22 protein-coding genes are annotated in these 22604 nt (G+C 30.7%); 5 read left to right on the top strand and 17 right to left on the bottom strand.

The annotated features are described in order from the left end of the window. Nucleotides 1-5: 5 nt before the first annotated feature. Entirely contained in the window at nt 6-1412 is a 1407-nt protein-coding gene (lpdA, locus tag MK083_00330; protein MCH2672905.1) for a dihydrolipoyl dehydrogenase, read from the bottom strand. A gap of 342 nt (nt 1413-1754) precedes the next feature. On the opposite strand from lpdA, the gene MK083_00325 reads away from it, so the two are divergent. Continuing rightward, entirely contained in the window at nt 1755-2984 is a 1230-nt protein-coding gene (locus MK083_00325; protein MCH2672904.1) for an MFS transporter, read from the top strand. On the opposite strand, the gene recO is transcribed toward MK083_00325, so the two are convergent. Genes recO through MK083_00295 form a run of 6 tightly spaced genes read right to left on the bottom strand, consistent with a single transcriptional unit; the run spans nt 2970 to nt 7100 of the window. Continuing rightward, nucleotides 2970-3734 carry a DNA repair protein RecO gene (recO, locus tag MK083_00320; GenBank protein ID MCH2672903.1) on the bottom strand — a complete coding sequence of 255 codons (765 nt, stop codon included), beginning with the start codon at nt 3732-3734 and terminating at the stop codon, nt 2970-2972. The genes MK083_00325 and recO overlap by 15 nt on opposite strands. Then, nucleotides 3721-4332 (bottom strand): recombination mediator RecR, encoded by a 612-nt coding sequence (gene recR / locus MK083_00315; GenBank protein MCH2672902.1) that lies wholly within the window; start codon nt 4330-4332, stop codon nt 3721-3723. Before recR ends, recO begins: the two co-directional genes overlap by 14 nt. Nucleotides 4333-4360: 28 nt before the next feature. Next, entirely contained in the window at nt 4361-4660 is a 300-nt protein-coding gene (locus MK083_00310; GenBank protein ID MCH2672901.1) for a YbaB/EbfC family nucleoid-associated protein, read from the bottom strand. Between the two features lie 3 nt (nt 4661-4663). Next, nucleotides 4664-6277, bottom strand: coding sequence for a DNA polymerase III subunit gamma/tau (dnaX, locus tag MK083_00305; protein MCH2672900.1), 1614 nt, complete (start codon nt 6275-6277; stop codon nt 4664-4666). Between the two features lie 2 nt (nt 6278-6279). Next, nucleotides 6280-6780: an rRNA maturation RNase YbeY gene (ybeY, locus tag MK083_00300; protein ID MCH2672899.1), complete on the bottom strand. Its 501-nt coding sequence runs from the start codon at nt 6778-6780 to the stop codon at nt 6280-6282. Further along, complete coding sequence (locus MK083_00295; protein MCH2672898.1) at nt 6780-7100, bottom strand: hypothetical protein; 321 nt, start codon at nt 7098-7100, stop codon at nt 6780-6782. Before MK083_00295 ends, ybeY begins: the two co-directional genes overlap by 1 nt. A gap of 119 nt (nt 7101-7219) precedes the next feature. Here MK083_00295 and uvrA point away from each other — a divergent pair, with 119 nt between their 5' ends. Then, nucleotides 7220-10228 (top strand): excinuclease ABC subunit UvrA, encoded by a 3009-nt coding sequence (gene uvrA / locus MK083_00290; GenBank protein MCH2672897.1) that lies wholly within the window; start codon nt 7220-7222, stop codon nt 10226-10228. Here the strand turns inward: uvrA and MK083_00285 are convergent. Beyond that, the gene (locus MK083_00285; protein ID MCH2672896.1) at nt 10221-10748 is read right to left on the bottom strand and encodes a hypothetical protein; all 528 of its coding nucleotides are present in this window, start codon (nt 10746-10748) and stop codon (nt 10221-10223) included. The genes uvrA and MK083_00285 overlap by 8 nt on opposite strands. 40 nt (nt 10749-10788) lie before the next feature. Between MK083_00285 and MK083_00280 the strand changes: the two genes are divergently transcribed. Next, nucleotides 10789-12258, top strand: a complete 1470-nt coding sequence (locus MK083_00280) for a glycerol kinase (GenBank protein MCH2672895.1) — start codon at nt 10789-10791, stop codon at nt 12256-12258. Further along, on the top strand, nt 12259-13293 hold the full coding sequence (locus MK083_00275) for a mannonate dehydratase (protein ID MCH2672894.1): 1035 nt from the start codon (nt 12259-12261) through the stop codon (nt 13291-13293). A 4-nt stretch (nt 13294-13297) separates the two neighbouring features. Here the strand turns inward: MK083_00275 and MK083_00270 are convergent, their stop codons facing one another. Genes MK083_00270 through MK083_00245 form a run of 6 tightly spaced genes read right to left on the bottom strand, consistent with a single transcriptional unit; the run spans nt 13298 to nt 18498 of the window. Further along, entirely contained in the window at nt 13298-13690 is a 393-nt protein-coding gene (locus MK083_00270; protein MCH2672893.1) for a VOC family protein, read from the bottom strand. A gap of 10 nt (nt 13691-13700) precedes the next feature. After that, nucleotides 13701-14666 (bottom strand): NAD(+)/NADH kinase, encoded by a 966-nt coding sequence (locus MK083_00265; protein ID MCH2672892.1) that lies wholly within the window; start codon nt 14664-14666, stop codon nt 13701-13703. Nucleotide 14667: 1 nt separating this feature from the next. Continuing rightward, nucleotides 14668-15825 carry a 2-oxo acid dehydrogenase subunit E2 gene (locus tag MK083_00260; GenBank protein MCH2672891.1) on the bottom strand — a complete coding sequence of 386 codons (1158 nt, stop codon included), beginning with the start codon at nt 15823-15825 and terminating at the stop codon, nt 14668-14670. Continuing rightward, nucleotides 15818-16525 (bottom strand): HAD-IA family hydrolase, encoded by a 708-nt coding sequence (locus MK083_00255; GenBank protein ID MCH2672890.1) that lies wholly within the window; start codon nt 16523-16525, stop codon nt 15818-15820. The genes MK083_00260 and MK083_00255 overlap by 8 nt, the downstream gene beginning before the upstream one ends. After that, on the bottom strand, nt 16526-17491 hold the full coding sequence (locus MK083_00250; GenBank protein MCH2672889.1) for an alpha-ketoacid dehydrogenase subunit beta: 966 nt from the start codon (nt 17489-17491) through the stop codon (nt 16526-16528). A 17-nt stretch (nt 17492-17508) separates the two neighbouring features. Then, nucleotides 17509-18498 (bottom strand): thiamine pyrophosphate-dependent dehydrogenase E1 component subunit alpha, encoded by a 990-nt coding sequence (locus MK083_00245; GenBank protein MCH2672888.1) that lies wholly within the window; start codon nt 18496-18498, stop codon nt 17509-17511. 307 nt (nt 18499-18805) lie between these two features. Between MK083_00245 and gyrB the strand changes: the two genes are divergently transcribed. Then, entirely contained in the window at nt 18806-21127 is a 2322-nt protein-coding gene (gene gyrB / locus MK083_00240; protein MCH2672887.1) for a DNA topoisomerase (ATP-hydrolyzing) subunit B, read from the top strand. On the opposite strand, the gene MK083_00235 is transcribed toward gyrB, so the two are convergent. From MK083_00235 to nadD, 3 genes are read right to left on the bottom strand one after another with little or no spacing between them, the layout of a single operon-like run. After that, entirely contained in the window at nt 21116-21490 is a 375-nt protein-coding gene (locus MK083_00235; protein MCH2672886.1) for a hypothetical protein, read from the bottom strand. The genes gyrB and MK083_00235 overlap by 12 nt on opposite strands. After that, entirely contained in the window at nt 21487-22044 is a 558-nt protein-coding gene (pyrE, locus tag MK083_00230; protein ID MCH2672885.1) for an orotate phosphoribosyltransferase, read from the bottom strand. The genes MK083_00235 and pyrE overlap by 4 nt, the downstream gene beginning before the upstream one ends. Beyond that, the gene (nadD, locus tag MK083_00225; protein MCH2672884.1) at nt 22041-22604 is read right to left on the bottom strand and encodes a nicotinate (nicotinamide) nucleotide adenylyltransferase; all 564 of its coding nucleotides are present in this window, start codon (nt 22602-22604) and stop codon (nt 22041-22043) included. The genes pyrE and nadD overlap by 4 nt, the downstream gene beginning before the upstream one ends.

Below are 22604 nucleotides of genomic sequence, written 5' to 3'. Positions count from 1 at the left end.
AAGAATTAAAAATGTATCGCCTGATCGTGAGTATTAGCTGCAGCTTCTTTTATTACCTCTGATAATGTTGGATGTGCATGGGTTAGCCTATGAAGCTCTTCTGTCGTTCCTTCAAGATACTTAAGCATTCCAATTTCTCCAATCATCTCAGTAGCCTCTGCTCCTATAATATGAGCCCCAATTACTTCACCTGTTGACTTATTAGAAATAATTTTTGCAAAACCATTATAATTATTGATTGCTATAGACTTGCCTGCAACTTGAAAAGGTACCTTTCCAATTTGATAATCTATTTTTTGATCTTTTGCTTCCTCTTCTGTTAGACCTATACTTGCGATTTGGGGTGAAGAATAGGTACACCTAGGCATATTTACATAATCTGTTATACCTTCAACTTCATGTCCAGCTATATGTTCTGAAGCTAAGATGCCTTGATCAAATGCAACATGAGCAAGTGGAAGCTTACCTGTCACATCTCCAATTGCATATATTCCATTAACATTTGTTTTCATATATTCATCAACTTCTATAAATCCATTTTGGTTTAAGGTAATTCCTACCTCAGATAATCCTAAGTTTTCAGTATTGGGCTGAATACCAACTCCTAACATCACTTTATCAAAAGTACTAGAATCTTTATTTCCATCAATTTCATATTCAAGAGTTATAGCATTTTTACCCTTCTTGACATTAGTAATATTTGAAGAAGTATTACACACAATACCCTGTTTTGTAAATTGTCTTTGCAATTCTTTGGAAATATCTGAATCTTCTTTAGGAACAATCCTGTCCATTATTTCAAAAAGAGTTATTTCAACCCCATAAGCATTAAAAAAATACGCAAATTCACATCCTATTGCAGATGCACCAATAATAGCTATAGATTTAGGTTTCTTACGTAGTTCTAACGCCTCTCTTGAGGTGATAATTATTTCTTTATCAATATCCAGATTTGGCAATGACCTAGGCTTTGCTCCAGTAGCTATAATGATATTTTCAGTTGTGAAGGAATTTTTTCCCACACTAACTGTAGTTGAAGAAGTTAATTTTGCTTCACCCATTACTAAATCAATCTTATTTTTCTTAACTAAAAACTCAATACCTTGAGTAAGTTTTTTAGAAACTTCTCTTGATCTATCAATTGCCTTAGAAATATCATACTTAAATTCCTTAAATGAAAACCCCCATTCATCTGGATTTTTCATTTCATTTAATAGCTCTGCATTTCTTAATAAAGACTTTGACGGAATACAGCCCCAATTAAGGCATACGCCACCTAATCCACCATTACCAGTTCCGTCATCTTTTTCTATAAGGCAAACCTTCATTCCGAGCTGAGCGCCTCTTATAGCTGCATGATATCCTCCAGGGCCAGCCCCAATAACTATAAGATTATATTTATTTTCTGCCATATTTACCTCAAAATTTTATTTTCTTAAATTATTCTACTTTAAAAAGATTATAAAGCTTCACAACAATCATACCAAAAAGTAATCCAAATATAGAAAAAAAAGTAGTAACCACAAAAATAACTATTAAGGCTGGAATTGTACTAGAAGGACAATTATTATTAGTCGGACAAATAAAAATCATGCTAAACAATGAATAAAATAAAGAAAGCAACAAACCAAATAAAGTAAATCCAATTATAGTATTACGAGTAATTTTATTTATCTTATTAAAAAACATGATATAAATAGGTATCTAAATTAAAAATAACATATAAATTAATATTTCATTTATGAGAATTCAATATGAAAAATAATAAAAATTCTAAAACCGGTCTTGGTTTAGTTATTGGATTATCTTTAGGTCACGGAATAAAACATTTTGGTCAAGGAGCATTAACGGTTATTGGTCCTATGTTGAAAACTTCATTGGCTCTATCAGATGTTGCTTATGGAGCAATATTTTCGGCCTTAAATGTTTCTAGTGGACTTTCTAATATACCTGCAGGGATATTATCAGATATGTATAGAAAAAAAATCGCATGGCTATTAGCAATATCAATGTTTACTATTGCTTTGGGCTACTTTCTTTTAGGAGTATCAAACATTTATATGGTTATCATTCTCTCTGTTATTCTGATTGGATTTGGAACTAGTTTTTGGCATGCACCTGCTTTTGGAACATTAGCTGCAAGGTATCCTAATAAGAAAGGATTTGTGCTTTCAATGCATCTAACTGGTGCACAGATAGGAAACACTATAGGTCCACCAGTAATTGGAGGTTTAATTTCCGGAATAACAATTGGGTCAATAATAAAAATGAGTGGTTTTGGATGGGAAAATGTATCACTATTTCTTATTATTCCAATGATTTTAACAGGTTTACTGGTATTAATACTATTCAAGTCAGCTGGATCAGAATCTTCATCAAATTGGTCTTTTCAAGAATATAAATTTAGAACAAAAACATTAGTTAAAGATAAGGTCATAATTGGTTTGATATTACTTGGAGCAATGCGAGCAAGTATTCATACCTCATTTCAATTATTTTTAGCTGTATATCTAAAGGAAGAATTAAATTACTCTGCTCTAGTAATTGGATGGCACATAGCATTGATTACTGCAGCAGGTATTATTTCAACTCCTATAATGGGTATACTTTCAGATAAATTTGGAAGGAAACCTGTGATTCAAATATCTATGACATTAATGGCTATTTACCTATTTTTATTTTTAATTTTTGATGAAGGCTTAGGCTTAATAATTCTCATAACTCTTTTAGGAATGTTCTTCTTCTCGGTAATGCCAATAGTTACAGCTGCAACTATGGATAGAGTTCCTAAAGGAAGCGAAGGAAGCGGGACTGCTTTAAATTTTATTGGAATGTCGCTTATTGGATTCATGGCACCAATTTTTGCGGGATTTATATATTCTAGATATGATTTTTCTGGAATTTCTATAATGAGTGGAATAATTGCTATTTCAGGAATTATATTATGCTCTCTTCTTCCTATGAAAAAATTAAAAAATTCTTGATAGGAATTTTTCAGAATTAATTTGGGAATTCGTGATCGTTTGAATGTATTTTCTTAATATTATTTTTAATTTCTCTAATGAATTTGATCCAAAATTAATTTTATTAACCTCTGGCCATCCATTATTAGATAAATAACGCAAAGCTTTTATGGAATTTTTATCAATAGGTATATAGCTATCTGTTGAAGTTGCATATTTTTTATCAACCAAACCTCCGTTTACACTTGAAAATAAATGGTCACCTTCATCTAGTTCTTCTCCACTAATTAAGCAGTTGTAAAGTTCAGGTAAAAATCCAGAGACAGTAAGTAAATTTATCTCAAACCATCTAATAAGCAATGGATTCTGTAAGTTTTCTTGAAGAATATCTAGAGTATATGAGAGATGATAATATATATCATTATTTGGATCATTTTCTACTGAAAATTTTTCACATAATTCAAGTATGTAAAAACTGATAGATATAAGTGATAGATCTTTTTTCAGAATACTATAATTGTTAATAATTTCTGCTTGAGATATATTACTTAAGTTTTCTCCTAAAGAAATATATATATTTACCTTAGACAAAACATCGATATGTCCTCCCATACGAGATTTTGGCTTTCTAACACCTTTTGCAACAGCTCTTATAATTCCATTATCTGGAGTCAAAAGAGTAAAGATTCTGTCTGCTTCTCCAAAATCAAATACTTTCAAAACTATTGATTCAGTTTGTAAGTATTTTTTCTTTTTTCTATAAGCTTTCATTTATATTTACCCTAGAACCCATAGCGTGCAATATGGTTGTTTCGTCTGCATATTCAATATCAGAGCCAGATGGAAGGCCTCTTGCAAGCCTAGTAATTTTGAGATTTTTTTCAAATTTATTAAGAGCTTGATTTATATACATAGCGGTAGCTTCACCTTCAAGATTCAAATTAGTAGCAATCACAATTTCTTTTATCTTAGAATCACTTTCTACTCTAGAGATTAATTCCTTAATCCTGATTTCGTCTGGACCAATTCCATTGGCAGGAGAAATCGATCCATGCAAAACATGAAATTTTCCCTTAAAAGCACGAGATTTTTCAAGCACATAAACATCCATAACTTCCTCAACAACACAAATTATAGAATCATCTCTATCTATATCAGTACAAATACTACAAATTGAAACTTCAGATATATTCTGACATTTTTTACAATATATAATTTCTGACTTTATATTCCTTAGAGAATTTGCAATATCATTCACTTGTTCAGGAGGCATTTTCAAAGTGGAAAATGCAAGTTTTTGTGCTGTTTTAGGACCGATGCCGGGGAGTAATCTAAAGGATTCAACTAATTGGCTTAAAGCTCGTGGCATAAATGGAAATTTGTTAAGTGGGGACATATTATAATCCTGGTATGTTTAAACCTCCTGTCATTTCTGACATAATTTGTTTAGAAGATTTTTCTGCATTGTTTAGTGCATCATTCACAGTCTTAATCAAATTTTTTTCTAAATCTTTTGATGAAATATTTGCTAAGAAATCATCGTTGATTTTTATAGATTGAATATTAGAAGTACCTTTTACTGTAACTTTAATCATTCCATCTTTAGATTCAGAAACAGTTTCTAATTTATCAATTTTCTTTTTTAAGCTATTCATTTGTTTCATTAAACTTCCAGCTTGTTTCATTTTGTCAAACATTATCTAACCTTCCTTTTCTTCCTCTATTTTTGCACCCATTGCTAAAGCCGACTTAACAATACTACTGTCTAGAATATTTTTTTCATCTATATTATTTTTTTTCTCATCTTCTGGTTCTTCTAAAACTAATTTTATTTTTTCTCCATAGACCTTAATGACAGCATTTCTAACAGCTTCTCTTGCTAAATCAATCTTCCATTCAGCTTTAAACAAATCATGAAGATGCTTGCTCTTAAATTTTAAGGTTAATTTATCATCAATCTTTTTAGGGATCTCAACATTCCTCAGCAGACCTCCTAGGACCATTTTTCCAAACTTTACCCTCCTCAGGTCAAACAGTACTTTTTCCCAATCATCTTTTTCAATAGAATTATGATTTTCAATGCTTACTTTATTAGTTTCTTCAATACCTAATTTTGATATCTGTGCATTAGATCCATTATCCTCAAAAGTTTTATTTTCAGGTTTATTTATAGGTTCGGCTTTTTGAGTAGAATTTTCAGGTTTATTTATAGGTTCGGCTTTTTGAGTAGAATTTTCAAAAGAATATGATAGATGAATTAAGGCTGATTCTAGTAAAATATCAAATGTCTCTGTCCTTAAGGATATTAAGCTCAAAAAATTTTCAAGCATTAATAATAATTTTTTAGAATCGATACCTTCAAAAGTTTTTTTTACATTTAATAGATGATCATTTGAATAACCTTCCAAAGATAATATTCCATTGGATGTAAACAATCCTAATCTTAATGAATCTATAATAGAAGAAGATAGTATTCTAAAATCTACACCTTTTATTCTTAATTCTTGTAAAAGAACAATCAGTTTCTTCTGATCATAAGAGATAATATTATTTAATATTTCTAGAGATATATTAGAATCTATTATTCCAAATAAATTTCTAGCATTTTCAATTGTTATATCTTGAAATGCAACTGATAATTGCTCAAGTAAATTGCATGCATCTCTTAACGATCCAGATGAATTTTGGGCAATAAACCACAACAATTCATCTTCACATTCAATCTTTTCTGATTCTGAAATATGCTTTAGTCTATCTACAATATGAGAATCAGAAACATTTCTAAAATCATAGCGCTGACACCTAGAAACAATTGTTTCAGGTAATTTTTGTATCTCCGTTGTAGCTAATATCATAATTACCTGTGGAGGAGGTTCTTCTAAAGTTTTCAATAAAGCATTAAATGCTTCATTTGTTAGCATATGCACTTCATCGATTATATATACCTTATACTTACCAGTTGAAGGCATAAATTGAACATTCTCAAGTAAAGACCTAATATCATCTATTCTTCTGTTAGAAGCTGCGTCAATCTCTATTAGATCTAAAAATTTTCCAGAATCAATTTCTTGAGAAATTTGTGTTTCTAATAATGGCTCTCCTGAGGGGTCAATATCTGTATTTAAAGCCTTAGCTAAAATTCTTGCTGTTGAAGTTTTTCCTGTTCCTCTTGGACCAGTAAATAGATAAGCATGAGCATATTTATCTCTAATTAAGGAATTTTTTAAGGTTAGAGTTATATGGTCTTGACCAACAACATCTGAAAAAATTTTTGGTCTCCATTTTTGATATAAAACTTCTCTTTTTAATGTCATTTCTAAAATTCTTCAGTTATGCCTTCTAATATTTTATCTGTTTTAGAAAACATAATTTTTTCTTCATTTAATACTTCATGGTTATATCCTAAAAGATGAAGCGTTCCATGAATAGCCATTGTAGATAATTCTTTTAAGGAACTTACATCATTTTCTTTTGCTTGTTGCAATATTTTAGGAATTGATAAAAAAAGCTCGCCTAATTCATTAAGGTTTTCTTCTCCAGGGAATAACCCATGATTTGTTAGTAATTTACCGTTTTTCCAGCCTTCATAATAATTAAAAGAAAGAACATCTGTTTCATAGTTATTGCCAAGATGTTTATCATTAAGTTTTTTCATTTCGTTGTTATCTATAAAATAAACATCTATTATTAGCCTTTTTTCTATACTCTCGAATTTTAATGTAGAAAAAATTGACTTTAGAACTATATTAGAAAAATCTTTCCAATCATAATTTTCATCCCAAGAAATATTTATGTTGTTTTTTGTTACTCTAAGCATTATTTGATTTTTGTTAGTATATTTTCTCTCAAAATTCTGATTCTAGAGTAAAAAACTGAATATTCAGAGTTGAGATCTACTATGTCAGAAGTTGTAGCAACACAATAATTTATTTTTTCTTTGAATTCAATTTGACTTGGATTACTTATCTCTAAGTTAGTCTTAATTTCAAATAAAACAGGAATAATTTTCTCAGAAAATATCTTATTGATTAATTTATTGTTACTCAGCACCGAACTAACTTGTATATCTTCAACAAGCTTGTCTATATCATCAACTAATTGTTTATTATTCATAAAGTGACTTTCTAATCTTGTCATATTAATTGATTAGAGTTGAACAATAATAATATTATATTGTAAATGGCAAATGAATATAATTCTTTTGTCGAAAACGTTCGAACTTATTTGTAGAATTAATATATAAAATCTAAAAATAATTGAAATCTGACAAAATAACAATTAAGGGTGCAAGAGAGCATAATCTTAAGAATATTGATGTAGAGATTCCTAGAGAAAAATTTGTTGTAATAACAGGTGTCTCAGGATCAGGTAAAAGTAGTTTAGCTTTTGACACGCTTTATGCTGAGGGTCAAAGGAGATATGTTGAATCTCTATCTGCCTATGCTAGACAATTTCTAGGAAGAATGGAAAAACCAGATGTTGATCAAATTGATGGTTTATCTCCTTCTATTTCTATTGATCAAAAAGGCGTATCAAAAAATCCTAGATCAACTGTAGGTACAGTCACGGAAATTTATGATTACTTTAGACTTCTTTTTGCTAGGATTGGTATACCTCATTGTTACAACTGTGGAAATCTAGTTCAAAAACAAGATGTTCAAAAGATTGTTGAAAATATATTAGATTTCAAAAATCAGACAAGATTTATTATTCTTTCTCCAGTAATAAAGCATATGAAAGGACAACATATCAGTGTTCTTGAAAAAATTAAGTCTGAAGGGTTTTCAAGAGTTAGAATAGATGGGGAAATTTTTGATCTTGAGGAGCAAATAAATTTAGAAAAAAATAAATGGCATAATATAGAAATAGTTGTTGATAGGCTCATTATTAATGAAAATATTGATAAAAATAGATTGTCTTCATCGATAGAAACTGGATTAAAATTTGGCAATGGTGTTATATATGTAGAAAAAATTAATGAGGGTGAAATAATCTACTCTGAAGATCTTGCGTGTGTTGACTGTAATATTTCTCTTTCAGAGCTTGAGCCTAGAAGTTTTTCTTTCAATACTCCTTTTGGTGCTTGCCAAAAATGTACAGGCTTAGGATTTTCCCTTGAAGTAGATCCTCATCTACTAATAAGAGATCCGAACCTTTCTTTAGCAGAAAATGGAATGTCTGTGATAGATGATGCGAGAATTGTCCTAAGATGGGATAAAAATAGCTTTTACTCTATTTTGGAAGAACTAAGCATAGACTTAAATCAACCGATAAAAGAAATCGATAGTTCTGTACTAAATCTTCTTTTTTATGGTGTTATAGATAAAAACTTTGAAAAAAATTATGATGAAGAAAATATTGAATATATAACAAGGTATTATAAAGGTTTGATCCCTTCAATAGAAAAAAGATACTTGAATACAGACTCTGAAAAAATAAAAGAGGAAATATTAAAATTTATGTCAGAAAGCCCTTGTTCAGATTGCAAAGGTTACAGATTAAAGCCTGAGTCTCTTTCAGTTTTTGTTTTAGGAAAAAATATCATGGAAGCAACTTCATTATCAATTGATAAATGTTATGAATGGATAAACAAAAATTCAAAGGAAATAAAAAAGCTTTCTATCACTGAGAAAAAGATATCAGAAGAAATATTTAAAGAAATTAACTCAAGACTTTTATTTCTAATGGAAGTAGGTTTAGGTTACATAACTCTTGATAGAATGTCATCAACTCTTTCTGGTGGAGAAGGACAAAGAATAAGACTTGCTACTCAAATTGGAGCAGGGCTAACAGGAGTTCTATATGTTTGTGATGAACCTTCTATAGGCTTGCATCCCACTGATAATGAAAAATTAATCAAAACACTTATCAACCTAAAAGATATAGGTAACTCTGTAATTGTTGTTGAGCATGACGAATATGTTATGAAATCTGCTGATCAAATTATAGATATGGGGCCTAGGGCTGGGGCCTATGGAGGTGAAATCATTGCTCAAGGGACGCCTAATCAGATCATGAATAATCCTAAATCTCTTACTGGCTTATATCTTTCTGGTAAAAAGCAAATTGGTATTCCAAAAAAGAGAAAAGAAGGAAGTAAAAATTATTTAGAGATAAAAGGAGCCTCTGAAAATAACCTAAAAAATATTGATGTAAGAATACCATTAAATAAATTTGTTTGTGTTTCAGGAATTTCTGGTTCAGGTAAAAGTACTCTTATCAATGATGTTTTATCAAATGCTCTTCTAAAAAAGATGTCTAGAAAATCAGTTAGAGAAGGAAAATATGATGAAATCAATGGCTTAGAAAATATAGATAAACTTATAGTAATTGATCAATCACCAATAGGGAGAACACCTAGATCTAACCCTGCTACATATACTGGCCTATTTACTCCAATCAGAGAGCTTTTCTCAAAAATGCCAGAAGCAATGAGTAGAGGCTATAAAGCTGGAAGATTTTCTTTCAATGTCAAAGGAGGAAGATGTGAAGATTGCTCAGGAGCTGGATATAAAGAAATAGAAATGCAGTTTTTACCTGATGTAACTATCCCTTGTGAAATTTGTAGTGGAAAAAGGTATAACAATGATGCTTTAGAAATTAAGTTTAAGGGAGAATCAATTGCTGACATTTTAGATAAGACAGTAGAAGAGGCTTTATATATTTTTGAAAATATACCAGGAGTAAACAAAAAACTAGAAACATTAAATAAAGTTGGATTAGGATACATTAAATTGGGGCAACCAGCTACAACTTTGTCAGGTGGTGAAGCTCAAAGAATTAAATTGGCAACAGAGCTATCTAAAAGATCTACAGGAAAAACATTATATATTTTAGATGAGCCAACTACAGGATTATCATTTGATGATTGTTCTAAATTATTAGAAGTTTTACATGCTCTTGTAGAAAATGGGAACTCAGTTTTATTAATAGAGCACCATCTTGATATGATAAAGAATTCAGACTGGATTATAGAGCTTGGACCTGAAGCTGGAGATAAAGGAGGTTTTATCGTTTGCGAAGGAACACCAGAGTTTGTTGCTTCTACAAATACTCCAACTGGTAAATTCTTAGCGGAGCTTCCTAACTTAAAACAAAATAAAAATGCCCAAGGGACAATCTTTGATGCTAAAAAATCTAAAAGTAAAACAAATTTGAAAATACTCAATGATTTTATGCCTGAAAGACCTAAAAACTTAAGAATTAAAAAAAGGGCATATAAACTAAGTAGATGGAGAAGACGAAAGCTCTCAAAAGTTAGCTGAAAATTTCAATCATAGAATTAAATACTTCTGTTGCTTTATAATTATCTAAAACCTTCCATACATGTAAGATATATTCTTGTATTAGTTTTAAGAAAGTTGTCACCAAAAAAATTATAATTATTTTTTTTTTACTTATTTCAATTTTTAGTAATAAAAGTAATGCAATTCCCAAAAACCAAAATTCAAATATATTTGGAAAAATAAATAAAATTAATCGATTTTGAAAAAACTCAAAAAGAAAGAAGCCTAGAATTCTAAAAATAAACAAAGTAATACTTATATTTCTAAGCAACCTTTCCCACCTAAGTGTAATAATTAGAAAATAGATAATATAGAAAAGATCAAGAAGCTTATCAAGCATTTGATAATTTCTTACCCCTCCAAGATTAATTAAATTCATCATAAAAAGATCAGAAAAATCAATAAGAATTACTAAAATAGCCCCCAAAAAATTGTATTTAAATACCACTAAAGAGGCAAAAATTCTTACTATTGAAATAATCAATTCTTCTGTTGTCATTGTAAGATTATAGATGTTTTTTTGATGATAAGATAATTTCATGAAAAAGAAATTAAACTATATATTATCTATAGACCAAGGAAGTACATCAACTAGAACAGTAGTTTATGACGAAAATCTAACTCTTGTTTGTACCAGTCAAAGGGAAATTAAAGAATTTTATCCTAATAATGGTTGGGTCGAGCAGGACCCAAAGGAGGTATTAAGATCTGTAGGAGAAACCTTATTAGAAGCTGTAAATAAAAATAATATTCATAAGGAATGTATACTATCGATTGGGCTAACAAATCAAAGAGAAACCATTGTATTTTGGAACAAAAAAACTCTTGAACCATTAAGTCCTGCGATTAGCTGGCAATGCCTAAGAGGAATAGATTTTTGCAATAGCATCATTGGAACTAAATTAGAAGCTATGATAAATAAATCTACAGGATTAAAAGTAGACCCCTATTTTTCATTTTCTAAAATAGTTTGGGCGCTAAGAAACATAAAATCTCTATTTGAAAAAAAAGATATTTGTGTTGGCACAATAGATTCTTGGATTTTAGCAAATATTGTAGATGGCAATCCCCATATAACAGAAATAACAAATGCTTCAAGAACTGGTTTGTTTAATACCAAAACAGAGACATGGGACATCAAAATATTAGAAGAGTTGGATATACCAATGTCTATCTTGCCTAAAGTAGTTAAATCAAATCATAATTTTGGTGTTTTAAATGAGAATATATTAGGAAAAAAAATCCCTATAAATAGTATTCTTGGTGACCAGCAATCATCATTATATGGTCACAAAAATAATGAAGAGACTGAGATAAAATGTACATTTGGTACCGGAGGTTTTTTGCTTATTGATACGGCTGAGAAAAGATATAATTTCAACCAAAATTTTCTATCAACAATTTCTAATAAAATAGGTAAAAAAAGTAATCACGCGCTTGAAGGGACAATATTATCAGCAGGATCCTTAATTGAATGGCTAAAAAGTATTGATATTTTTCAAGAAAACAAACAAATTGAAGAATATCTAAATAACAGTAATTTTAACGAAATTCTTATAGTTCCTGCATTGAATGGCTTAGGAGCACCATTTTGGGATGGTGAAATTAGAGCTAGTATAGAAAATATTAATTCATCATATAATAAAAACGATATATTAAGAGCGGGTTTCGAGTCTGTAGCTTTCTCAACAAAATCTATTGTAGATTCTATAGAAAAAACAATAAATTATAAAATTAAGAGCATTAAAATCGACGGAGGTTTATCAAGAAGTATTTTCTTTAATCAACTTTTATCGAATTTATTAAATATTGTAGTTAGGGTTGCTAATAATAATGAAATGACTTCACTTGGTGTTGCAAAACTCTCACTAGAAAATATATCAAAGAAGAAATTATCTTATAATTCATATAAAGATTTTTTCCCAGAGAAAGAAAATTACAATAGAATAAATAAAAAATATAATGATTGGAAAAACTTAATATTAAATAAAATATCAATGAGGTANTAAATGTATATCGGAACTCAAGTTGCACCAAGAAATAATTCAGACTTAGAAGTATGGTCTCAATTAGGAGTTAAAAACATATGTGCAGACCCTTTTATTGAAGATGAAAAAGGTAATTTTAAATCNATAAATCCACATGATTGGACCTTAGATATTTTAGAGAAGCATATTGAAGTTATAGAAAAAAATGGACTAAAATTAGACATGGTTCAAATACCATTGTCTTCCCGTCCATTAGAAGAATCACAAAGCCCTAATATAATGCTTGGAAAATCTCCAGAAAGAGATATAGAAATAGAATCTATACAAAAAATTATAGAACTATGTTCAAAAGTGGGAATACCTGCAGTTAAGTACAATATGAATATAATTGGGATACCTAGATCCGAAAATGAAAAAGGAAGAGGTGGCTCCATAAACTCTACTTTTAGATGGGAAAAAATTAATCAGGATGAAAAGCCTGGAATAGTTGGAATTTTAGACGAGGAAACTAATTGGGAGAGAATAGATTACTTTTTAGAAAGAATAGTTCCTGTGGCAGAAGAATTAAGAGTCAGACTAGCCTGCCATCCACATGATCCTTATACACCAAATGGTTACAAGGGAGTAACTCGAGTCTTAGGAACAGTTGAGGGCTTAAAAAAATTTATAAATATGCATGAAAGTGATTATCACGGACTAAACTTTTGCCAAGGTACAATTTGTGAAATGCTTGAAGATCCAGGAAAAGAAATATTTGATGTAATTCGATATTTCGGCAAACGAAAAAAAATATTTAATGTTCACTTTAGAAATATCTTAGGTAAAAAACTTGATTTTATGGAAGTATTTCCAGATGAGGGTTCAGTGGATATGATCGAGGCACTAAAGACTTATAAAGAAGTTGGTTACAAATATATGTTAATGCCTGATCATGTTCCTGAAATTTCTGGATCAAATAAATCCGGAGTGGCCTTTGCATTTTGTTATGGATACATAACTGCAGGATTACAATCAATTAATGAAAATAGAGAAATTCCCTGGACTCGCAAGGGCTAAGATATCATGGGACTTGTTGAATAAGTTCTATTCTTATTCCACCTGGAGCCGCTATAAAGCCTATTTTTCTTCCATCAGGTTGCTCCATTGGGCCCTCTTTATGAATAGCCCCTAATGATACTAGTCTTTCAATGTCAGCATCAATGTCTTCAGTATCAAACCCAAAATGTTCGAGTCCATAATGAGCATCATCATCAGCAGGCCCTAAGACTTCATTATCTCTTTCACTAGAAATATTAATTGCTAGACCTCCTTCAGTTTGAGTTACTATGAATTGATCTCCCACTGGCCTTACCACTTCTGAAATTATTTTTACATTAAATGCTTTTACAAACCATTCAGCTGTAATTTTAGGATCTTTAGATTTTATGTGGATGTGATTGACCTTATAAGGCATAAGCTTCCTCCTAATTTATATAAGACAAGTTTTCTTGTTTTACTGATTCTATAACATCTACTACGAAGGGACCTGATTTATGAAGTGAAATTTCTATCAAATTTTTTTTATATATTTCTAGTTCTCTTTCACCATCTAAGGCAATTGTTCCAATTAAATTCTTAATAATATATTTTTTACCATAAGAAAAAAGTTCATAGTTCTTAACTGTGATATTAGATATCAAGCCTGGAGCAATTGGGGCATAAATTTCTTTCCCTCTTTTTCCAAATTGGATTTTGAGACCATAATTCTTTGGTATCTTTGAAATTTTTTGACCAATAGAAGATAATCCGATTGAGGTTAGGTTAGATTGGGTGAGGAATAATTCAGAAATCACTTCTGGATCCCATATAGCTTTTGATCCAACAAAGTTTTGCTTACTAATAGCCAAATCTACTAAAGCAATTTCTTCTATTTCTTTATCTATAACTACTTTTAATAAAGGTTTTTGTTGTAACAATTTTTTATTATTTTTATTCAAAATATAATATGCTGATGCAAGTCCAGCAATAGTTGGATCAATATCAATAGGAAATGCATTATTTGTACCAGTTGATAATGGAATAATAGGGATTTTACCAATTTTTTTTGCTACTAATCTATTAGTACCATCACCACCTAAAACTAAAACACAATCGCAACCTAATTTACTAATTAGCTCTGCAGAAAAAAGTGTTTGATCAGGGCCATCATAATATTTTGTATCTAAAATAAATGAATTTATATCATTCTTAAATTCTTCAATAGATGGTCTATATAGACCTGACTTATCAGGCATGAAATAGAAATTCTTAATTCCCTTGAATATAAGACCTCTTATAAATCTAGTAATAATATTTGCTTTTTCCTGATTCGAAATAACTCTTCCAGATGCCACAAGTCTTCTTATATCTTTTCCAGCAGACGGATTAGCAATTATACCTACTTTATACAAATTAAATGCTTTCTATATTTTTAACCAAGCTATCTAAAAAATTAGAAGCAGGAACGCCATCTAATGCCCTGTGATCAAAAGTTAAGGATAAATGAATAATTTTTTTTACAACTACCTCTTTATTTTCATCTAAGTCTATTTTATTAGAAATTTTACCTACTCCTAAAATAGCAACTTCAGGTGGATTAATTATTGGATTAAAGTACTCAACATTATAGGAAGATAAGTTAGAAATAGTAAAAGTTGAACCAGTAATATCATCTGGTAAAAGTTGATTACTTTTGATCTTTTTAGAAAAAGTTCTGATTTCTTTACTTATTTCAAGAAAATCTTTTTTTTGTGAATCTACTATAACTGGGACTACAAGACCATCTTTAACTGCCATAGCCACACCCAAATTTATATTTTCTATCAAGTCCAAAGATTGATTGTTATAGTGAGCGTTTAGTTTTGGGTTAGTTATTAATGTGTCTGAAACTATTTTTAATAATATGTCATTCACCTGGGGTCTTATTTTTTCTCTTCTCCAGTTTGATATCAAGGTTTTTTGTAATTCAAACAAACTATCTACACAGGCAACTGTATTTAAGGTTACTTGAGGATTTTGAGCACTTTCAAACATTCTTTTTGCAATAATTTGCCTAATTCCAGTGCTAGGAATGGACTCTTTGATGGAATAAATTGTTTTGTCTGAAATATTTAAATTTTCTGAAAATAAACGCACATCTTCTTCAGTTATTCTTCCAGATGGACCAGTACCTAGTAGATCTGAGATATCTATTTCTAGCTTTTTAGCCAAGCTCCTTGCTCTAGGTGAAGCTATTACTTTTTTGTTTAAAATAATATTTTCTTTTGGTTTTATTTCATTATTTTCCTCTTTATTATCTATTAATTTATCTGGTATATCACTTTCAGACTCACCTTCTAATAAAATCATTCCCAAAACAGTTCCAACAGGAACTAAATCTCCTTCTTTTATATCTATTCTGCCCAGTTTACCAGCCTCAGTAGCTTCTACTGCTGCATTTACTTTTGTTGATTCTATTTCTACAAGATCATCACCTTTTGAGACATCTTCTCCTATTGATTTTAACCACTTCACTACAGTTCCATCATTCATATTCATCCCCCACTGAGGAAGTTTTATTTCTTTAGGCATTTATAACTCCTTGATTGTCAAGTTTTTCAAAAAGTTGATTGAAATCTCTTACTATAACATCTGGTTTTAACATTTTATGGCATTCTTCATAAGGCAAATTATATCTGTCAATATAAGCTCCTATCATTCCACAGCTTTTTGCTCCCATAACATCAAATGAATTAGCAGATACCATTAATATCTCTGATAAATTATATCCTGAAATTAAAGAAGCTTTTCTATACACTCCTGAAAAAGGCTTAAAGGCTCCGACATCTTCAACAGATATAATATTATCAAAATCAAACTGAATTCTATTTTTTGCCAAATGGTCTAAGAATGACTTATTACCATTAGATAAAGCAATTAAGGAAAAATTTTTTTTCAATAACTTTAGATTTTCAGAAATATCATCAAATGGAATTAAATTCTGCCAATTATCATCCCATAATTCTAACTCACTTAATGACGGCTCCATATTAAATTTTCTAGAAGTATACTTAAATGCATTTTTGACAGTTATAAGATAACCGCTGTGACCAAGATCAAGAATATTATCTTGATATTGTTCTATTCTTTGTCTGTGACGTAAGAAGGCCCAAAATTCTTGAGGGGTTACTGAAGATTTATTATTATCTAAAATATTTTTTATAGACGGATAAGTACTTTTTTCTAAATCTAAAATAGTGCCAAACAAATCAAATGTTAGAGCTTTTATCATTTATTCTATTTCCATTGTTTCTTTAACGGCTTTTGAAATTTTTTCAATATTAGGATAAACTAATGCCTCTAGAGTCTGGGCATAAGGTATGTGAACTTGTTCAGAAGCTACTTTTATAATTGGAGACTGTAAAAACCAAAACCCTTCTTCAGCAATAATTGAAGAAATTTCAGAAGCAGCTGAGCATACTTTATGTGCAGGATCAGCAATTACCAGCCGACCTGTTTTTTCAACTGAAGATAAAATTAATTGTTTATCCAAAGGAACTAAGGTTCTTGGATTTATTACTTCACAAGATATTCCTTCTTTTTCCAGTTTATTAGCTGCTTCTAATGCAAGCTTTACCGAACCAGCTATTCCTACTATTGTACAATCATTACCTTTTTTTAATATCTCAGCTTTACCAAATGGTATTTCTTCTTCTGTTACATCTCCTCTAGTTCCCATTAAGTTTGTATCTTCAAAAATTATTACAGGATCATCGTCTCTGATAGCAGTCTTTAGTAGCCCTTTAGCATCAGCAGATGTCGCTGGAACAACGATCTTTACTCCTGGCATATTCATAAACATTGGATAGTTTCTATCAGAATGATGAGCAGCCGAACCTGCACCATAAGCCATTGATGCTCTATAAACAACCGGTAATGTTGCTTGGCCTCCAAACATATATCTCATTTTTGCAGCTTGTGATATTAATTGATCCATTGCCACCCACATAAAGCTAGTTACTGTTTCTACGATAGGCCTCATGCCAACTAATGAAGCACCTATTGCTGCTCCAAAAAAACCATTTTCAGACAAAGGCGTATCTAAAACCCTTTCCTCTCCAAATTCTTTATATAAATTTTTGGTAGCTCCATAAATAGATAATCTTATATCTTCTCCCATAATAAATACATTAGGGTCTCTTCTCATTTCTTCAGCTATAGCTTCATTTATAGCATCAGCAAATAATTTTTCTGCCATTAAATTACTCCGTTTAATTAAGGTTTTGGTATAGGATTTGCCCACATTCCTTCGAATAAATCATCTGGTCCAGGAAATTCACTTTTTCTTGCAAAGTTAACTGCCTCTTCTATCTCTAACCTAGAATTATTTTCAATCTTTTTACAATCTTCGTTAGTAAGAATTCCTCTGTCTATTAATTTTTTTGTAAGAATATCTATAGGGTCTCTTTCTCTCCATTTATCTATTTCTGACTTGTCTCTATACTCTCCTCTTCTGATCTTTCCCAAGCCAAGAGAATGCTCTTCGAAACGATATGTCAAACCTTCTATGAGAGTAGGCCCTTCTCCGTTTCTTGCTCTCTTAACAGCTTCTGATGTTGCCTCATACATGGCTTCAACATTTTGCCCATCGACTAAAATTCCTGGCATATTATAAGCAACTGCCCTATCCGAAACATTATCCACAGCTACTGAATTTTCATATGAATTGGTTATGGCATATTGATTATTTTCACAAACAAATATGACTGGAAGCTTCCAGATAGAAGCGAGATTCATTGATTCGTGACAAGCCCCCTGATTAGAAGCGCCGTCTCCAAAAAAAACAACCGAAACAAAATCTTTTTTCCCCATTTTAGAAGCTAAGCCAGCTCCAGTAGCAACAGGAACAGAAGAACCAACTATTCCTGACTCTCCTAGTATACCTACAGAAAAGTCTGCCAGATGCATTGAGCCGCCTTTTCCTTTACAGTAGCCATCTACTCTTCCATAAATTTCAGCCATAGCTTTTTTTATGCTCCCGCCCTTAGCAAGTGGATGACCATGAGATCTATGATTGCCAGCAATATAATCAGTATCTTTCAATGCCAAACATACGCCTACAGCAACTGCTTCTTCACCAATATAAGGATGTGCTGGGCCAACAAACTCTCCTGCTTCATGAACTTCAATTACTTTTTCTTCAAAAGATCTAATTGTCCACATTCTTTCAAGCATTAGCTTTTGAATTTCCTTGGTTATTTCCATTTTATGAATATTCCTAATAATTTTTAATCTCTTGGGAAATATCTTCATCTTGGGAAATAATTAAGTCAAGTTTATAAACTGTTTTTTTATAAAAAAAATTTTTAGTTCAAAATTTCATCTAAATTTGAAATTTAAGTCATCTCACTATATATTTTCTTTTCTATAATATAGTATTTAGGCATAGTATCTTGGATTACTATCTAAAATAAACGCGCGCGCGCGAGAAAAGATTTTAAGAATGGCTAAAAAAAATGTAAATAATAATCATAAGGGTTCTAAAGATTACAGCGCTGAAGATATAACCGTTATGGAGGGACTTGAGGCAGTAAGAAAAAGGCCCGGAATGTATATTGGAACTACAGGTTTAGAGGGAGTTCAACATCTTATTCATGAAATTGTTGATAATGGAGTAGATGAAGCAATGGCTGGATTTGCGTCAAAAATCATTGTTATTTTAAATAAAGATAAATCAGTTACTGTGATAGATGATGGAAGAGGAATTCCTGTAGATAAACATAAAAAAACAGGAATCTCGGCTGTTGAAACAGTTATGACTACGCTTCATGCAGGAGGAAAATTTGGAGGTAAAGGATATCAAGTTTCAGGAGGATTGCACGGAGTAGGTGCATCTGTAGTAAATGCACTTTCTTCATGGCTAAAGGTTGAAGTGAGGAGAGATGAAAAAGTTTGGAGCCAGTCTTACACTAAAGGGAAGCCTGATGGACCTCTTGAGAATAGGGCTCAAACAGATGAAGATTTAAAAGGTACAGGAACATCCGTAACATGGTTGCCAGATCAAGAAATTTTTCCTGATATAGATTACTCATATGAAGCAATTACTACTAGATTCAGAGAAATGGCATACTTAAATCAAGGCCTAAATATTCAATTTATTTCAAATTATCACGAAGACTTATGGCCCCATAATCAGGTTGCTTTTAAGTTTGAAGGAGGGGTACAAAGTTTTGTAAGAAATTTAAATAAAAAAAGAAATTCAATTCATGAAAATATAATGTACGCCAATGAAGTAATTGAAGATGTAGTAGTTGAAACAGCTATTCAATATAATGAATCTTTTATAGATAACACCCTTTCTTTTGCAAATTGTATAAGAACTGCGGATGGTGGGACTCACGTAACAGGTTTTAGATCAGCCTTAACCAGAGTCATCAATGATTATGGTAAAAAACAAGGTTTTTTTAAAGAAGATATCCAATCATTATCCGGTGAAGATGTAAGAGAAGGCCTGATGTGTGTAGTTTCAGTAAAAGTAAAAGATCCTCAGTTCGAAGGTCAAACTAAAGGAAGGCTTGGTAATCCTGAAGTCAAAGGGGCTGTCGAACAAATAATAGGAAGAAGACTAAGTGAATTTGTAGAAGACAATCCAGAGGATGCAAAAAAAATCCTTAATAAGTCATTAACTTCTGCAAGAGCAAGAGAAGCTGCAAAGAAAGCTAGAGATCTAATAATTAGAAAAAACGCTCTTGATGGGGGCTCTCTTCCCGGAAAACTTGCTGATTGTTCTGAAAAAGATCCCAGTAAGTCTGAATTATATATCGTTGAAGGAGATTCTGCTGGAGGGTCAGCAAAGCAAGGAAGAGATAGAAATTTCCAAGCTATTCTCCCTCTAAGAGGAAAAATATTAAATGTCGAAAAAGCTAGGCCTGAAAAAATGCTACTTCACGAAGAAATTGTGGCTTTAATTACAGCTATAGGAACAGGATTAGGAGAGGATTTTAATCATGAAAAACTAAGATATCATAGGATTATTATCATGACAGATGCTGATGTTGATGGAGCTCATATAAGGACTCTTTTGCTTACATTCTTTTATAGAAATATGCCTGAATTAATTGGAGCAGGTAATCTCTACATTGCGCAGCCTCCTTTATATAAGGTTTCAAGAGGTAGAAGTAGTAAGTGGATTTATTCAGATAATGATTTAAATAAGTGGATATCTGAAAAAATTTATAATAACTTTTCCATAGTACATTCTGAAGGTAATAAAGAAATTAAAGGCGCTTCTATAGGTAAATTTATTTCAGATATAAAATCTTTCAGTGAATCAAATGAAATAGCTAGGATACTAAACCTAAGTGATGAAGAATTTTTAAGTTTAGCATCAAAAAATTTAGATACCTATAAAAATGAATCTAAAGATGAAGCAGAAAATATACAACCAGACTTGTTTGATTCAGAAATAATTGATGATGATAATGAAATAAAGAAAATCAATGAATCTATTACAGCAAATAATCATCCATCAATTATAAAAGCTCAAAAAATATACCCAGAAATAAAAAAATTTTTGAAAGGCCATTTTTCTATAAAGAAAAATGACGAGGTAATTGAAGAAAATCTAGAATGGAGTCAAGTTATATCTTCACTTGAAAATAACGCAGATAAATCTGGTTTCAATATTCAAAGATATAAGGGGTTAGGAGAAATGAACCCAGATCAACTGTGGGATACAACTATGGACCCAGAAAATAGGGTAATGCTAAGAGTTTCTGCAGATGATGCAATATCTGCAGACGATATCTTTAGAACATTAATGGGTGACGATGTTGAACCTAGAAGAGATTTTATAAAATCCAATGCCTTAGAGGTAAAAAACTTAGATATTTAGCTTTTTTACCTTTTTTACCTTTTTATCAAAAAAATGAGTTTTGCTTGTTTTCTTATTATTTTTTTGTGAAACCTGGTCTATAGCTTCAAGACCATCTTTTCCGAGAGCAAGTAAATGTCCCACTGAAACATAAAGAACATCTGCGGCTTCTCTACAAAGCAATTTTATTGATTTTAATTCATCAGTTTTATCAATTTCTTGATTTAGTTCACTTACTTCTTCGGCAAGTAATTCTTTTCTTTCTTTCATTGCTTCATGAGAAGGCTTATTATAATTTATTAAATTCCACCTATCATGAAAATCATATACACTTTCTGCAAGAGATTGAATAGATTTTATAAAAATTTCTCTTTCTGTCTTCAAATTATTTCTCCTGATGAATTAACCTCTAAAATAGTAGAATAATTATAGCCTAAACTTAGAAGTTTTTCTGAACCACCAAGCTTCCTATCTAGAACGGTCAAAACCTGTAAGATTTCACAATTATTTTCTTTTACTGCATTCATTGAATCTATTAAAGAGCCTCCAGTTGACATGGTGTCATCAATGATAACAACTGATGAATTATTTGGAAGATTCCCTTCAATTTTTTTTTGAAGACCATGATCTTTTCTTTCTGATCTTATAAAAAAACCTGAAAGAGAATAACCTTTAATAAAAGCGTTATATACTGTAGATCCGATAATTGGGACAGCAGCCACTGCTGGACCTCCAATATAGTTTACTTGTAGCTCCATAAGCTTTCCAAGAACCCAATCAGAAATAATGCTAGAACTTTCTGGATCTAAGGAAAGTAATCTTCCGTCGAAATAAAAATTAGACTTCATTCCACTTGCCAAAGTAAATTCACCATATTCAATAGCTTTTAATTCAATTGCTCGTTTCAGTAATCTTTTTTTTATATTATTATCCATCATCTATATAAATTATTTTCCTTTATATATTCTTGTATTTCAATCGGTGTAAAAGATAAAACAGATTTATTTTCTTTTATTTTTTTTCTAATATCAGAAGAGTTCAAATTAGATAATTTTTTTACTATATTTACATTTTCTTTAGAGGTTTGGTATAAGTCATTTCTAGAGAAAACGATGAATTTATATTTACTTAATAGATAAGAACCCTTCTTCCATAAATTTATTTCTTCGAATGCATCAGAACCTAATACTATACTAGAGATATTAGAATCTGGATAATTTTTATTTATATAATTTAGAGTATCAATAGTATAACTTGGAGATAATTTATTGATTTCATAATCAACTAATTCAATATCGTTATCAGCAAATGCTAGTTTACACATCTCATATCTTTGAATTGGAGTGGCTATTGGGGGAACAATTTTCATATATTGGTTACCAGCTGGAGCTATAAATATTTTTTTAAACTTAAAATTATTTTTTATGTATTTTATTACTTCTATATGTCCATTGTGAACAGGGTCAAATGTTCCTCCAAAAAATATACTTTTTAGCAT

Source organism: Dehalococcoidia bacterium (assembly GCA_022451965.1).
Lineage (GTDB): Bacteria > Chloroflexota > Dehalococcoidia > Lucifugimonadales > Lucifugimonadaceae > TMED-70.
The sequence above is the reverse complement of the archived record's forward strand: the minus strand, read 5'-3'. Positions and strand labels throughout refer to the sequence as shown.